Source organism: Phenylobacterium sp. GW821-FHT12F10, from assembly GCF_058806695.1.
The window spans coordinates 609,628-624,002 of record NZ_JBXAPY010000001.1 but is presented as its reverse complement, the minus strand read 5'-3'; the positions used below and the strand labels follow the sequence as shown (position 1 = coordinate 624,002).

Below are 14,375 nucleotides of genomic sequence, written 5' to 3'. Positions count from 1 at the left end.
GCCTCATATCCGGCTGACAGCGCCGGTTTACAAGCCCGACGACAGGCAGCCAACGCAGCCGCCGCGCCGAGACAAAAGAAGCAGACGACGCGACCATGCCCTGGAACGACAATGCGAACCCCGGCCCCTGGGGCTCTCCGCCGTCTGGTGAGGGCGGCGACAAGCAGCCCCCCAAGAGCCAGGGCCCGCAACGCGGCGGCGGCGGCCCGCGCCGTCCGGGCGGCCCCGGCGGGCCGAACGGTCCCGACATCTCCGCCGTCTTCGATCGCCTGGTCGCCCAGCTGCGCGGCATGTTCGGCGGCCGGGGTCCCGGCGATCCCGTGCGGCCCGGCGCCCTGGCCGCGGTGGCCGGCGCCGGCTTCGCCATCTGGGCCCTGTCGGGCCTCTACATCGTCCAGCCCAACGAGGAGGCCGTGGTCACCACCTTCGGCGCCTATTCGCGCTCGGAGACGCCCGGCCTGCGCTACCGCCTGCCCTCCCCCATCGAGCATGTGGAGAAGGTGGCGGTCACCAGCCTGAACCGCATCGACATCGGCGGCTCGGCCGGCGCCGACGTGCCCGAAGAGAGCCTGATGCTCACGGGCGACGAGAACATCGTGAACCTGGACTTTAGCGTCACCTGGCGCGTCGCCGACGCCGCCAAGTACGTCTTCACGGTCCGCGACCAGGAGGACGCGGTGAAGGCCGTGGCCGAGAGCGCCATGCGCGAGGTGGTGGGCAAGACCACCCTGCAGGACATCCTGACCACCGGCCGCGGCAAGGTGCAGACCCAGTCGGCGGAACTGATGCAGAGGACCCTGGACGGCTGGGGCGCCGGCGTCAGCGTCGTCGAGGTGCAGATCCGCAGCGCCAACCCGCCGCAGGAGGTGGTCGCCGCCTTCCGCGAGGTGGCCAACGCCGGCCAGGACGCCGAGAGCGCCGTCAACGAGGCCAATTCCTATCGCAACCGGGTGATCAACGAGGCCAAGGGGGACGCCGCCAAGCTGACCCAGTCGGCCCAGGGCTATCGCGAACAGGCCGTGCGGGAAGCCATCGGCGAGGCCTCGCGCTTCAGCCAGATCCTCACCGAGTACAAGCGCGCGCCGGGCGTGACCCGCGACCGCCTCTATATCGAGACCATGCAGCGGGTGCTGTCGCGTTCCAACAAGGTGGTCATCGACGGCAAGGGCGCCAGCGCCCCGATCATCCTGCCGCCGGACGTCTTCCGCCCCAAGACCGCCGCCGTCCGCGTCGAGCCGCAGGCCGAGGGCGGCCGTGTGGTCACGCCCAGCCCGGGAGCCCCGCAATGAACCGCCGCCTCACCGTCTGGGGCGTCATCGCGCTTGGCGTCCTCGTCGTGTTGTTCAACACCGTGTTCATCGTCGAGCAGCGCCAGCAGGCCATCGTGGTCCGCTTCGGCGAACCGGTGCGCGTGATCAATGCGCCCGGCGAGAACGCCCCGGGCCTGAAGATCAAGGCGCCCTTCCTCGAGAACGTCATCAAGCTCGACAAGCGCAACCTGAAGCTCGAGGCCGACCAGGAAGAGGTGATCGCCGCCGACCAGGAGCGCCTGGTGGTGGACGCCTTCGTCCGCTACCGCATCTCCAACCCGCTGCAGTACTACCGGACCCTGCGCGACGAACGCACCGCCAACGACCGCATCGAGCGGCTGCTGAACTCGTCCCTGCGCCAGATCCTGGGCTCGGCCACCTCCAGCGACATCATCTCGGGACGCCGCGGCGCCCTGATGGCCCAGACCAAGGTGGACGTGGCCAAGCGCGCCAATTCCTCGCGCCTGGGCATCCAGATCATCGACGTGCGGATCAAGCGCGCCGACCTGCCGGCCGCCAACCAGGCGGCCGTCTACCGCCGCATGCAGACCAGCCGCCAGCAGGAGGCCGCCCAGCGGCGCGCCGAGGGCGAGCAGAAGAAGCGCGAGATCATCGCCGGCGCCGACAAGGAAGTGGCCATCACGCTGGCCACCGCCACCGAGGAGGCCGAGACCACCCGAGGCCAGGGCGACGCCCAGCGCACCCGGATCTTCGCCCAGAGCTTCGGGCGCGATCCCGGCTTCGCGGCCTTCTACCGGTCGATGCAGGCCTATGAGGCCTCGCTGGGCCAGGGCGACACGACGATGGTGCTCTCCCCCGACAGCGCCTTCTTCAAGTACTTCGAACGCGGCCCCAACGCGCGGTAGGGGCCCATGGCGGAGGTTGTCGGAATCCGGGTCGCGCAGCCGGCGGACGCCGGCGCCTTCGCCGCGATCTACGCGCCGATCGTCACCGACACGGCGATCTCCTTCGAGACCGAGCCGCCGTCGCCGGAGGTGATGGCCGGCCGGGTCGCCAAGACCCTGGCCACCCATCCGTGGCTGACCGCCGTGCGCGGCGGCGAGGTGGTGGGATACGCCTATGCCGGCGCCCACCGCGAGCGGGCCGCCTATCGCTGGTCCTGCGACGTCACGGTCTATGTCGCGGCCTCGGCCCATCGCTCCGGGGTGGGCCAGGCGCTGTACGGCGCCCTGATCCCGATCCTGAAGCGACAGGGGTTCCGGTCGGCCTTCGCCGGCATCGCCCTGCCCAACGCCGGCAGCGTGGCCCTGCACGAGGCCATGGGGTTCACCCCTATCGGCGTCTATCGCGAGGTGGGGTTCAAGCTGGGCGCCTGGCGCGATGTCGGCTGGTGGCGGCTGGCCCTCGCCACCGATGAGGGCCAGCCCGCCGAGCCGATCGCCTTCCCCGACCTGACGGCCGGGTCCGACTGATCAGCAGCAGGACGCGGCCGATACCCCGCAGGCCTGGGCCGCCGGCTTGGCCGCCGAGGGCTGCTCGTCCTCGCCGTAGCTGGTGGCGCCGCCGAAGGTGAAGAAGGTCTCCCAGCGCACCCCGGCCGGGTCGTTGACCCAGGCCTTGTCGGACTTGGCGTAGCAGCAGGTGGCGGCCTCCTGATCCAGGGTGGTCTCGCCGGCCGCCTTCAGCCGGCCCGACAGTTCGTCCAGCTCGGCGCGGCTGTCGACCTGGATGCCCAGGTGGTCGATCCCCGGCGCGCGCTGGCGGGCCGAGATGGCGAAGTTCACCCGCGGGTCCTCCAGCATCCACTTGGCGTAGTCGCTCTCGACGACGCTGGGCGCGGTATTGAACAGGGTCGAATAGAAGCCGATCGACTGGTCGAGATCGGCGACACCGACGTGGATGTGAAGGCGCTTCATGGCTGGCTCCGAGTGGTTGATTCTATATTTCGAGAAATATGGAATTATATAGGCGACGTCAAGCGCCTCCGAGCCACGGCGGCCTCAGTCGCGCGCCATCAGCTCCGCGCGCTCCGCCCCCTGACGGGCTACCAGTCGGTAGGGCCGCCCCCTGATCCAAAGGCGATCCACCTCGATGGCGCGCCACCCTTCCGGCAGGACCACCGGGCGCTCAGCCCAGGTCTCCGGCGCGCCGGGACCGACCCTCAGACCCGGGAAGCCGAACAGCAGGCCCGTCAGGAAGCCCCCGATATTGGCGAAGAAGGGTCCGGCCTGCGGCTGCTCGGGGAAGACGTCGGGGCGGTATTCCAGGGTCTGCAGGAACCGGCCGACGCAGAACCGGCCATAGCCGTCCTCCAGCAGCTTCAGGGACAGGGCCCGGTCCCCGGCCTGCGCCGCCCAGATCCCGTAGAGGGCCGAGAGCATCGGACTGCCGACATAGTCCTGGGCGAGTTCCAGATAGAGTTTCAGGGTCGCCTGTTCGGTGGCCCTGCCGGCCGGATAGCCGAACGGGAAGAGGCCCATCAACGGGTCCGGGGTCGCCCCCTTCTCCTCGTTGCTGCGATAGGCGTCGTGAGAGACGATGGCCTTGCCGCGGGTGGGGATGGCCAGCCCGTCGGCGATCCTGATCCATGTCGGATCGGCGGCGCGGCCCAGGCGCTCGGCCAGGGCCGTGGCGGCGGTCAGCACCACCACCGCGCCCATGTTGGTGAAGGCCGCGTTGTTCACCGGCTGCTCGCGCTCGGCGATACCCATGGAGGCGGCGATGTCGTAGCCCGTTCGGGTCCCGGTCACCCGGCTGGTGAGCCACTCGGCCACGCCGGACAATACCGGCCATACCTTGTTGCGCAGGAACGCCGCGTCCCCGGTGGCGTCGGCGTGGAAGGAGAAGGCGCGGGCGACGTCGAGGGAGACGTGGTCCTCGTGCCAGGCCGCCGTCCCCGGCAGGGGCGCGGTCTCCTCGCCGCTGCCCGGCCCGCTCTCCCAGGGGAACTGCAGTCCGCGCCGGCCGAAGACCCGGGCGTTGCGGCGGGCCCCCTCAAGATGCCTGAAACGGTAGTCCAGCAGGGCCTCGGCCGCCTCCGGCTGCAGCACCGAGAGGGGCGGAACCGCGAAGGCCTCGATGTCCCACATCACATGGCCGAAATAGTAGTGATAGTCGTGCCAGGTCGCCAAACCGAAGATCGAGGTCGAGGCCGGCGACGACGAATGCACCGAGGTGTTCAGGTAGAAGAAGGCCGCGTCCGCGAGCGCCTGCCAACGCGCGCTCGCCCCCACCAGCCGGATGCGGCCCTTCCAGAGTTCGTCCCAGATCGCGCGGTTGCGGGTGCGCAGGGCCTCGAAGCCATCCTTGCGCGCCTTGGCCGCCAGGCGGACGGCCTGCTGGTCGGGGACCTGGTGCAGGGCCTTGGGGATCAGGCTGGCGATCTGACGCAGCCGGACCTTGCGGCCGGCCCGCGCGCGAAAGCCGTATTCGGTGACCAGCTGGTGGTCGCGAAGGGAAGGGAATGCCGGAGCCTGTTCGCCGGCCCCCAGCAGTTCGGTGACCAGGGCCACGCCACAGGTGGAATAGCCGCCGGCCGACTCCCAGAGCAGGGCGCCGTCAACGGCGGGCTCGGGCTCGCCTGGGGTGTCGCGCCGGTGGCGCAGGGCGCGGCCGTCCGATCCCCCGGCGTCGACGACGGCGCGAAGACCCACCGCGCAGGCGCCGTCGACGAGGAGGCTGATTTCCTGGCAGACCAGGGTCGGCTCGTCGCGGCTGCAGAAGGTCAACACCTCCACCCGGGCGACGCGACCCGAGGCGGCGAAGGTGAAGCGGCTGGTGAGCTCGCCAGACGCGAAGTCGTAGGCCTGTTCCAGATCGGCGACCTGATGCGGGGCGTCGGACAGCCAGACCCCGTCCAGGGCGAGGTCGGCGGCGATCGGATAGGGGGCGACGGCGGCGGCCTCGATCTGGCGCTCAAAGTGCTCGCCGGTATAGCCGCTGACCAAGGCCATGCCGGCGGCCAGCGGCATGTCGCGGACTCGCAGTCCGATGACGCCGTTGGCGACATAGGCCGGAAGCTCCCGCCGGCCTGAACCGGTGACGGGGGGTGGGCTGAAGGGTTTGCTCATGATGCGCCTCCGCGCCCTGCAATCCCGAGCGGAGGCCTTGGTTCCTATGTCGGACGACGGGCCCAGGCCGGCTGGGCGAGGGCCACACCGCCGCCGACTAGGTCAGCAGACCCCTGACCTCGTGCAGGTCCGCGGCGATGCGGACGCAGAGGGCGTGCATCTCCTGCGTGGGATCCAGCAGGTCGGGGACCATGACGGTCATCATGCCGGCCGCCGACGCCGCGCGGACGCCGTTGTGGCTGTCCTCCAGGGCCAGGCAGAGATGGGGTGCGATCTCCAGGCGCTCGGCGGCCTTGAGGAAGGGGTCCGGGTTGGGCTTGCCGTTGACGTAGTCGCCGCGGGCGACGACGGCGTGGAAGCGCGGGATGATCCCGGACTTGCCCAGGTGGGCCTCCACGGCGCGGTGGCTCGACGAGGTGGCGATGGCGCGCGGCAGGCCCAGGGCGTCCAGGGCGTCCAGCAGCTCCAGCACCCCGGCCTTCAGGGCGATGCCTTCCTCGCAGGCGCGGTCGACATGCTCCATCACCCGGCTGTTGAAGTGAATGATGGGGAAGTCCTCGCCGAAGTGGTTGAGCACCTGACGGTCGCTCATGGGGCCCGGCAGGCCGATCATGCTTTTGAACAGGGAGAGCGGCATGTGGTGACCGTGCTCGGCGGCCGTGGCGATCATGGCGTCGCGATAGACGACCTCGGTGTCGCAGAGCAGGCCGTCCATGTCGAAGACGACGGCCTTGGGGGTGCGGGGCAGGCTCATGCCCCGGCCATAGCCCAGTTGGCGGGGCGGCGCGAAATCAAGCCTCGCGTCAGTCTGTAACGAAGTCCTGGATGGCGTAGCCCTGGAAGTGCAGCAGGGCGGTGAGGTCGAAGTGGTCGACCTTGGCGTCGGCCTCGGCGGCGACGATGGGCTTGGCGCGGTAGGCGACGCCCAGGCCCGCCTCGTTGATCATGGCCAGGTCGTTGGCGCCGTCGCCGACGGCGAGCGCCTCGGCGGGGGTGACCCCCAGGGCGGCGGTCTCCTCGCGCAGGGCGGCCAGCTTGGCCTCGCGGCCGAGGATGGGGCGGCCCACCTCGCCGGTCAGGACGCCGTCGGCCTCGACCAGGGTGTTGGCGCGGTTGGCGTGGAAGCCCGCGGCCTGCGCCACCCGGCTGGTGAAGAACGAGAAGCCGCCAGAGACCAGGAAGGCCCGCGCGCCATGGGCGGCCATGGTGCGCACCAGGGTCCGCGCGCCGAGGTTCAGCTCGACCCGTTCGTCGTAGCAGCGCTGCAGGACGTCCACCGACAGGCCCTTCAGCATGGCGACGCGCTCGCGCAGGGCCGATTCGAAGTCGAGCTCGCCGCGCATGGCGCGCTCGGTGATCTCCGAGACCCTGTCCTTGACCCCGGCGAAGTCGGCCAGCTCGTCGATGCACTCGCAGCCGATGATGGTGGAGTCCATGTCGGCGATCAGCAGGCGCTTGCGGCGGCCGTTCCAGTGCTGGACGGCCGCGTCGACGGGCAGGCCCTCCAGGGCGTTGGCGACGGCGATCCGCACCGGGGCGATGGCCTCGGCCTCCAGCGCCAGGTCATAGGCGCCGGGACCGAGGAGCCGGGGCTCCTTGACGCGGGCGCGTACGCCTGCGAGCGCTGCGCTGACGAGGTCGACACCGGCCTGGGCCGTTTCGGGCGTGGGACTGACGAGGGTAAGGGCGAGCTGCATGGAGCCCCGCATCTGGCTGATCGCCGGGCCCACGGCAAGCGGCAAGTCGGCGCTCGCCCTGCGTTTGGCGCAGAAGACCGGGGCCGAGATCGTCGGCGCCGACGCCCTGCAGATCTATCGCGACCTGCGGGTGGTGACCGCCCGCCCCTCCCGCGAGGAGGAGGCGTGGGTCCCGCATCATCTGGTGGGCACGGTGGACGCCGCCGACGGCTGGTCGGTGGGCCGCTGGCTGCGGGCGGCGACGCAGGAGATCAACGAGATCGTCGGGCGCGGACGGCCGGTGGTGGTGGTGGGCGGCACCGGCCTCTATTTCCGCGCCCTGACCCATGGCCTGGCGGAGATCCCGGCCATCCCGCCGGAGGTCCGCGACCAGGCCGCCGCCGACTATGACGCCCTGGGCGAGGCCGGGTTCCGCGCGCGGCTGGCCCAGGCCGATCCGGCCGCCGCCGCCCGGATCAGTCCCGGCGACCGCCAGCGCCTGGTCCGCGCCTGGGAGGTGTTCGCCGCCAGCGGAACCGCGCTCTCCGACTGGCAGGACAGGACCGATCCGACGCTGGCCAAGGGATCCTACGCGGCCGTGGCCCTGGAGCCCGACCGGCGCTGGCTCTACGACCGTTGCGACCTGCGGCTGGAGGCCATGCTGGCGGCCGGCGCCCTGGAGGAGGTGGGCCAGCTGATGGCGCGCGATCTCGACCCCGCCCTGCCGATCCTGAAGGCCGTCGGGGTGCGCGAGCTGGCCGCCCAGCTGCGCGGCGAACTGACTCCGGCCCGGGCCCTGGCGGCCGCCCAGCAGGAGACCCGCCGCTACGCCAAGCGCCAATCCACCTGGCTGCGGGGCCAGATGGCGGACTGGCCGCGGATCACCGCCACCGACCCGGACGCACAATGGAGGCAGTTTCTTGCGCTCAACCCCGGCTTGACGGCCTGACGGGGGCATGGCATCAGCAAGGACCTTCGTTTCGGAGAATGCTCGTGCGCGAGATTCTTGTACTTGTACGGCGACCTGTCGCGGGCTGACGATCACGTCAGCCTGACCAAGGTCGCTTGCCCAGGCCCCCTCGAGGGCCTTTTTTATTGCCCCACACTAGGCGCTACCCAAATGACCGCCCACCAGACCATCGAAGCCGACATCGAAACCCTGACCGGCGCCGAGATCGTCGTCCGCGCCCTGATCGACCAGGGGGTCGAGGTGCTCTTCGGCTATCCGGGCGGCGCGGTGCTGCCGATCTATGACGCCCTGTTCGACGAGCCGCGCCTGCAGCACGTCCTGGTCCGCCACGAGCAGGGGGCGACCCACGCCGCCGAGGGCTATGCCCGCTCCACCGGCAAGTGCGGCGTGGTCCTGGTGACCTCCGGCCCCGGCGCCACCAATGCGGTCACCGGCATCGTCGACGCCCTGATGGACTCCATTCCGATGGTGGTCATCACCGGCCAGGTCGCCACCCACCTGATCGGCACCGACGCCTTCCAAGAGTGCGACACGGTCGGCATCACCCGGTCGATCACCAAGCAGAACTATCTGGTGAAGTCGGTGGAGGAGCTGCCGCGCATCCTGCACGAGGCCTTCCACATCGCCACCTCCGGCCGTCCGGGCCCGGTGGTCATCGACATTCCCAAGGACGTGCAGTTCTCCAAGGGCGCCTATCAGGGCCCCAAGGCGGTCAAGCACAACCACGAGTACAATCCCCGCACCAAGGGCGACGCCGGCAAGATCGCCGAGGCCGCGGCCCTGATCGCCGGGGCGCGCAAGCCGATCCTCTATACCGGCGGCGGCGTCATCAACGCCGGCCCCAAGGCCGCCCAGCTGCTGCGCGACTTCGCCAAGCTGACCGGGGCGCCGGTGACCTCCACCCTGATGGGCCTGGGCGCCTTCCCCGCCTCGGACCCGCAGTGGCTGGGGATGCTGGGCATGCACGGGGCTTATGAGGCCAACCACGCCATGCACGACTGCGACGTGATGATCTGCGTCGGCGCCCGCTTCGACGACCGGGTCACCGGCCGGCTGGACGCCTTCTCGCCGGGGTCGAAGAAGATCCACATCGACATCGACGCCTCCTCGATCTCCAAGAACGTCAAGGCCGACATCGGCATCGTCGGCGACGCCGGCTCGGTGCTGGAGGACCTGATCGCGGTCTGGACCGCGCGGAAGATGTCCACCGACAAGGCGGCCCTGAAGGCCTGGTGGACCCAGATCGACGCCTGGCGCGCCCGGCAGGGCTTCCGCTACGCCCCGGACGCCACCCTGATCAAGCCGCAGTACGCCGTGGAGCGGCTGTACGAGCTGACCAAGGACCGGGACACCTACATCACCACCGAGGTCGGCCAGCACCAGATGTGGGCGGCCCAGTACTACCGCTTCGAGCAGCCCAACCGCTGGATGACCTCGGGCGGCCTCGGCACCATGGGCTACGGCCTGCCGGCCGCGGTCGGCGTGCAGATGGCCCACCCGGACTCGCTGGTCATCGACATCGCCGGCGACGCCAGCGTGCAGATGACCATGCAGGAGATCGCCACGGCCATTCAGTACGAGCTGCCGATCAAGATCTTCATCCTCAACAACGAGTGGATGGGGATGGTGCGCCAGTGGCAGCAGCTGCTGCACGGGGAGCGCTACAGCCACTCCTATTCGGCCAGCCTGCCCGACTTCGTGAAGATGGCCGAGGCCTTCGGCGGGGTCGGCATCCGCGCCGAGACGCCGGCCGAGCTGGACGACAAGATCCTGGAGATGATCTCGGTGAACAAGCCGGTGCTGTTCGACTGCCGGGTCACCAAGGAAGAGAACTGCTTCCCCATGATCCCCTCGGGCAAGGCCCACAACGAGATGATCCTGGCCGACGACGGCAGCGACCTGGGCACGGTCATCGACGACGAGGGCAAGGGGCTGGTGTAACAGGCGGCGGAGACCGGCAGCCGGCCTCCGCCCCTTTCGTTAGTCGTCGACCCGGGCCTCGGCGTAGCCGCTGAGCACCTCGACGCCGGCCTGGTTGACCGTCTTGACGTCGAACTCGGCAAGCTTGACGCCGTCCTTCTCGGTGATCGCCTTCAGGGTCGCCGTGGCGTCCAGGGTGTCGCCCGGCCAGACCTGGCTGGTGAAGCGCACCCCGTACTTGGTGAGGCGGGCGTCGCCGACATAGTCGGTGAGCATCTTGCCGGTCATGCCCATGGTCAGCATGCCGTGGGCGAAGACCGACGGGTAGCCGGCCACCTGGGTGGTGAAGATCTCGTCGGTGTGCAGCGGGTTGTAGTCGCCGGACGCGCCGGCGTACTGGACGATCTGGGTCCGCTTGAGGTCTTCCACCAGGCGGGCGGTGTGGGCGTCGCCCACCTTCAGTGATTTCGCGCTGAGCGCCATGACAGCCTCCCTACTTCTGCTCGACGGGACGTTCGGTGCGGACACCGACGCCGCGCGCGGTGATCACCAGTTCGCCCTTCTGATCGCGGTATTCGGTGACGCTCTCGGAGAAGACCAGCTTGCCCGAACGCTTGCCTTCCTTCTCCCAGGTCTTGCCCGGGGTCGTCGTGGCGGTGAGCACGTCGCCGGCCCTCAAGGGACGGTGGTATTCGAAGTGCTGTTCGGCATGCAGGCCGCCGCCGCCCCCTCCCCCGCCGCCGCCCGGCGCGCGGGTGATGCCGGTGGGGTTCTTGCCGGAGCCGAACCAGGGCTGGCCGATCTTGGGCCGCAGGCCGTAGTCGGGATCGAACTGGGCGCTGGCCTGGGCGAAGGTCGGGGGCGCGATAATGCCGCCGGCCTCGGTGGTCTTGGCGTAGTCGGCGTCGGAATAGACGCGGTTATCGTCGCCGACCGATCGGGCGAACATGAGGATGTGCCCCGCTTCCACGGGAAATGTCTTGGCGGCCATTGGCTCCCTCTCCTGTGCGGTCTCTCGCCGCTCTGAAAATCCTATACCGGCTACTCTAGAGCACGTCAGGCGGAAGTGGATACCGGTTCCGCCGCCCGACGTGCTCTAATACTTTGAATCTAGACCCTTCTTGCCGTTTCAGATGCGTCCATCTGAAACGGTCAGGGTCTAGGGCCAGCTAGCGCGCCGTCCACTCCGGCTGGCCGATCCGGCTCACGCGGATGAGCCGGCCGTGCAGGCCGACCTCGCGGAATTGATAGAGCCAGGCGGCGGTGGGCGGGTTGATCCAGTTGTCGTCGGCGAACATCCGCAGGATCGGCTCGCCGCCGTCGGGATGGGCCTCGCTCATCGGCGCGTCGGGATGGTTCAGGCGCTCGACGGGCTCGAACCAGGCGCGGTCCACCTCGGTGGGATCGGGATTGAGGCTCAGGGTCTCGTCGCTCCAGAACACCACCGGCGTCACCACGTGACCGCCCAGGGTCTCGAAGTCGTCCAGCATCCCCAGCGCCTCGGAGGGCGTGATGGCGACCCCCAGCTCCTCGGAGGTCTCGCGGATGGCGGCGGTGACCGCGTCCTCGCCAGGCTCCAGGTTGCCGCCCGGCAGGGCGTAGTTGCCGGCCCCGCGGCGCATGGTCAGCGCCCGGCGGGTCAGCAGGTAGGTGAGCTCGCCGTCCTGGGACGACAGCACGATGGCCACGGCGGCCCGCCGGCGCGCGCCTGTCTCCAGGGCGATGCGCGGGAAGGCCGCGAGGTTGGCGGCGATGCGGGCCCGGTCTGCGTGCATGGGCCTAGCATGACGACCTGGACCGCCAGGGCAAGGCGGGTGTGGCGTCGCGATGCGACCGCCGTTTCCGGACTAGCTTGACCGTCAGATTGAAATCCCAAAAACCTTTGTTATTTAGAGGCTTAAGCACTAGGAGGAGGTGTGCGGCCAGACTCCCCCGTGGCGCGCCCATCAGTGAGATCTGCGTCTTGAGTACCCCGACGGGCGACACCTTCGCGCGCCCGACCGCCCTGGCCATCTCCCATCCGGGTCATGAGCTGCGGTTGATGAAATGGATTGAGCAGACCGGCCCCGCCGTCTTCATCCTCACCTCCGGCTCCCGTAGCGGGACGTCGCGCAGCCGGGTCCAGGCCAGCCGCGACCTGGCCCACGAGCTCGGCGCCACGCCGGCCGAGGTGTTCGGCCGCCACCTCGACCGTGAGGTCTATGGCTGGATCCTGGCCGGCGACCCCGCGCCGTTCCTGTCCCTGGCCGACGAACTGGCCGAGAGCTTCGCGGCGCGCGGCGTGGGCCGGGTGGTGACCGACTCCTGGCAGCTCTACAACGTGGTCCACGACCTGTGGCGGCTCACCGTCGAGGTGGCGGTCCGCAGAGCCGCGGCGCGCTCGGGCCGGCCCATCGAGGTGCTGGACTATCCGGTGGTGCCGCCTTCGATGGTCACTCCGCAGCCCGGTGCGGAACGGCTGCGGCTTGACCTCTCCCAGTCCGAGGTGGCGCGCAAGCTCGCCCTGGCGGCGGCCTTCCCCGAGATCGGCGGCGATGTCGCCGAGGTGCGGGCCCACGGCGGCGAGGCCTTGCTGGCGCACGAGACCCTGCATGACCTGCGGCCCTTGGGCGAGCTTGTCCCGAGCCCCGGACAGACCCCACTGTACGAACAGTACGGCGAGGCGCGGGTGGCGTCGGGTCTCTACGGCACGGTGCTGCGCTGGCGCCATGTGGAGCCCGTCGTCATGGCGCTCGCCGCGGTGACGTCATGAGCGCCGCGCCGTTGAAGATCCTGATCACCAATGTCTGGCTGGACGGCCGGGGCGGCACCGAGAGCGTGGTGCGTGACCTGGCCATCGGGTTCCAGCGCCGGGGCCATCGGCCGATCGTCTATTCGCCGCATCTCGGGCCCCTGGCGCAGGAGCTGCACGCCCGCGGCGTCGCGGTGATCTCCGACCTGGCGCAGATGGCCGAGGCCCCCGACGTGATCCACGGCCACCACTATGTCCAGACCGCCGAGGCCATCCTCCACTTCCCGGACGCGCCCCTGGTTTCGATGACCCACGCCTGGCCCTTCTGGCAGGAGCGCCCGCCGCGCTTCCCGCAGATCCATCGCTACCTGGCGGTGGACGAGGCCGTTCGCGACAGGCTTGTGCAGATGGAAGCCATCGATCCGGCCCGGGTCGAGATCCTGCTCAACGCCGTGGACCTGACCCGCATCCCGCCGCGGCCGAGGCCGCTGCCCAAGCGCCCGACCCTGGCCCTGGCCTTCACCAAGAACAAGGCCCAGATCCCGATCCTGCGCGCCGCCTGCGCCAAGGCCGGGATCAAGCTCGACATCCTCGGCCTGGGGGCCGACCGGGTGGTGGCCGCGCCGGAGGAGGAGCTGGTCGGCTACGACATCGTCTTCGCCACCGCGCGCATGGCTCTGGAGGCTCTGTGCGCCGGCTGCGCCGTGGTGGTCTGCGACGCGCGCGGGCTGGCCGGCCTGGTGACGCCGGAGAACCTGCCGCGCCTGCGCGACCTGAACTTCGGCCTGCGCAGCCTGACCGGGCGGGTCACGGTCGAGAGCATCACCGCCGAGATCGGCCGCTATGAGGCGAGCGAGGCCCGGGCCGTCAGCCTGCAGCTCCGCGAGACCGCCAGCCTGGAGGACTCCCTCGACCGGCTGGAAGCGCTCTATCGCGAGGCCATCGCGGCGGCGGGCGCGGCGCCCGACGCGGGGGCCCGCCGCGCCGCCATGCTGGCCTTCCTGAAGGACACCCTGCCCCGCACCCGGGCCGACGGGCGCTGGCCCTGGATGGCGGAGCGCGAGGCCCTGCTGGCCCGGATCAAGACCCTGGACCACCAGCTGGCCTTCGCCCGGTCCGGCCTGCAGAGCGGCGGCGACCCCGACTAGGCCTTCAGACGCAGGCCGCCCAGATAGTCGCGCTTGCCGAGCGGCACGCCCTGCATGCGCAGGATGTCGTAGGCGGTGGTGGCGTGGAAATGCAGGTTGGGCAGGGAGAAGGACATCAGGAAGCCCTCGGCGGTGAAGGGCATCCGCATGGAGCCCATGACGAAGGCCATGTCCTTGCCCTCGAAGCCGTTGATCTCGGCGGGATCCAGGGCCTTCAGGGCGGCCTGGGCGTCGGCCACCAGCTTCTGCAGGTCGGCGTAGCTCAACGGCGGCGCGGCCCCGCCCGGCGAGAAGGTCCCGGCCCGCACGCCCTCGATGGCGTCGATCGAGTGATGGACCACCGAGGAGATCTGGAACCAGAAGGGCAGCATGTCCGGGAACAGGCGGATGTCGACGATGCTGTTGGGATCGACATTGTTGTCGGTGAAGTGGGACAGCCCGCGATCCAGGAAGCCCGCGACGCCGTTCAGCGACTGCAGGAACGAGGTGACACTGACGTCGTAGAGTGAAATCGCCATGGCCCGAGGCCTCCCGTGCTTGTTGTTAAGCTGGGTTGTCCGACATCGCCCCAGGGGAAGGCCAGCGATTT

General features: G+C 70.0%; 15 protein-coding genes. 7 read left to right on the top strand and 8 right to left on the bottom strand.

What is annotated here, in order from left to right; genetic code table 11:
- Positions 1-95 precede the first annotated feature (95 nt).
- The 3 genes from hflK to AC1RN5_RS03075 are packed head-to-tail and all read left to right on the top strand — an operon-like array spanning position 96 to position 2,743.
- Positions 96-1,289 (top strand): FtsH protease activity modulator HflK, encoded by a 1,194-nt coding sequence (gene hflK / locus AC1RN5_RS03085; protein WP_493039794.1) that lies wholly within the window; start codon positions 96-98, stop codon positions 1,287-1,289.
- Positions 1,286-2,176 (top strand): protease modulator HflC, encoded by an 891-nt coding sequence (hflC, locus tag AC1RN5_RS03080; protein ID WP_493039793.1) that lies wholly within the window; start codon positions 1,286-1,288, stop codon positions 2,174-2,176. Before hflK ends, hflC begins: the two co-directional genes overlap by 4 nt.
- A 6-nt stretch (positions 2,177-2,182) precedes the next feature.
- Positions 2,183-2,743 (top strand): arsinothricin resistance N-acetyltransferase ArsN1 family B, encoded by a 561-nt coding sequence (locus tag AC1RN5_RS03075; RefSeq protein WP_493039792.1) that lies wholly within the window; start codon positions 2,183-2,185, stop codon positions 2,741-2,743.
- On the opposite strand, the gene AC1RN5_RS03070 is transcribed toward AC1RN5_RS03075, so the two are convergent.
- The 4 genes from AC1RN5_RS03070 to serB form a co-directional block, all read right to left on the bottom strand.
- A complete protein-coding gene (locus tag AC1RN5_RS03070; protein WP_493039791.1) occupies positions 2,744-3,187 on the bottom strand; it encodes an ArsI/CadI family heavy metal resistance metalloenzyme in 444 nt (147 codons plus the stop codon).
- Between the two features lie 84 nt (positions 3,188-3,271).
- Entirely contained in the window at positions 3,272-5,341 is a 2,070-nt protein-coding gene (locus AC1RN5_RS03065) for a glycoside hydrolase family 65 protein (protein ID WP_493039790.1), read from the bottom strand.
- 97 nt (positions 5,342-5,438) lie between these two features.
- Complete coding sequence (locus AC1RN5_RS03060; protein WP_493039789.1) at positions 5,439-6,095, bottom strand: HAD family hydrolase; 657 nt, start codon at positions 6,093-6,095, stop codon at positions 5,439-5,441.
- Between the two features lie 49 nt (positions 6,096-6,144).
- Positions 6,145-7,038: a phosphoserine phosphatase SerB gene (gene serB / locus AC1RN5_RS03055; protein WP_493039788.1), complete on the bottom strand. Its 894-nt coding sequence runs from the start codon at positions 7,036-7,038 to the stop codon at positions 6,145-6,147.
- Between serB and miaA the strand changes: the two genes are divergently transcribed.
- Together miaA and AC1RN5_RS03045 are read left to right on the top strand one after the other, a co-directional pair.
- Complete coding sequence (miaA, locus tag AC1RN5_RS03050; protein WP_493039787.1) at positions 7,037-7,966, top strand: tRNA (adenosine(37)-N6)-dimethylallyltransferase MiaA; 930 nt, start codon at positions 7,037-7,039, stop codon at positions 7,964-7,966. The two genes, serB and miaA, sit on opposite strands and share 2 nt — an antisense overlap.
- 171 nt (positions 7,967-8,137) lie before the next feature.
- Entirely contained in the window at positions 8,138-9,928 is a 1,791-nt protein-coding gene (locus tag AC1RN5_RS03045; RefSeq protein ID WP_421932663.1) for an acetolactate synthase 3 large subunit, read from the top strand.
- A 39-nt stretch (positions 9,929-9,967) separates the two neighbouring features.
- Here the strand turns inward: AC1RN5_RS03045 and AC1RN5_RS03040 are convergent, their stop codons facing one another.
- The 3 genes from AC1RN5_RS03040 to AC1RN5_RS03030 form a co-directional block, all read right to left on the bottom strand.
- The gene (locus AC1RN5_RS03040; protein ID WP_493039786.1) at positions 9,968-10,390 is read right to left on the bottom strand and encodes a MaoC/PaaZ C-terminal domain-containing protein; all 423 of its coding nucleotides are present in this window, start codon (positions 10,388-10,390) and stop codon (positions 9,968-9,970) included.
- A gap of 10 nt (positions 10,391-10,400) precedes the next feature.
- Positions 10,401-10,898: an FAS1-like dehydratase domain-containing protein gene (locus tag AC1RN5_RS03035; protein ID WP_493039785.1), complete on the bottom strand. Its 498-nt coding sequence runs from the start codon at positions 10,896-10,898 to the stop codon at positions 10,401-10,403.
- Positions 10,899-11,076: 178 nt separating this feature from the next.
- Positions 11,077-11,682 carry an NUDIX hydrolase gene (locus tag AC1RN5_RS03030; protein WP_493039784.1) on the bottom strand — a complete coding sequence of 202 codons (606 nt, stop codon included), beginning with the start codon at positions 11,680-11,682 and terminating at the stop codon, positions 11,077-11,079.
- Positions 11,683-11,870: 188 nt separating this feature from the next.
- Here AC1RN5_RS03030 and AC1RN5_RS03025 point away from each other — a divergent pair, with 188 nt between their 5' ends.
- A complete protein-coding gene (locus tag AC1RN5_RS03025; RefSeq protein ID WP_493039783.1) occupies positions 11,871-12,659 on the top strand; it encodes a hypothetical protein in 789 nt (262 codons plus the stop codon).
- Positions 12,656-13,786, top strand: coding sequence for a glycosyltransferase family 4 protein (locus AC1RN5_RS03020; RefSeq protein WP_493039782.1), 1,131 nt, complete (start codon positions 12,656-12,658; stop codon positions 13,784-13,786). The genes AC1RN5_RS03025 and AC1RN5_RS03020 overlap by 4 nt, the downstream gene beginning before the upstream one ends.
- On the opposite strand, the gene AC1RN5_RS03015 is transcribed toward AC1RN5_RS03020, so the two are convergent.
- Positions 13,783-14,304: a DUF1993 domain-containing protein gene (locus AC1RN5_RS03015; protein ID WP_493039781.1), complete on the bottom strand. Its 522-nt coding sequence runs from the start codon at positions 14,302-14,304 to the stop codon at positions 13,783-13,785. The genes AC1RN5_RS03020 and AC1RN5_RS03015 overlap by 4 nt on opposite strands.
- Between the last annotated feature and the right edge of the window lie 71 nt (positions 14,305-14,375).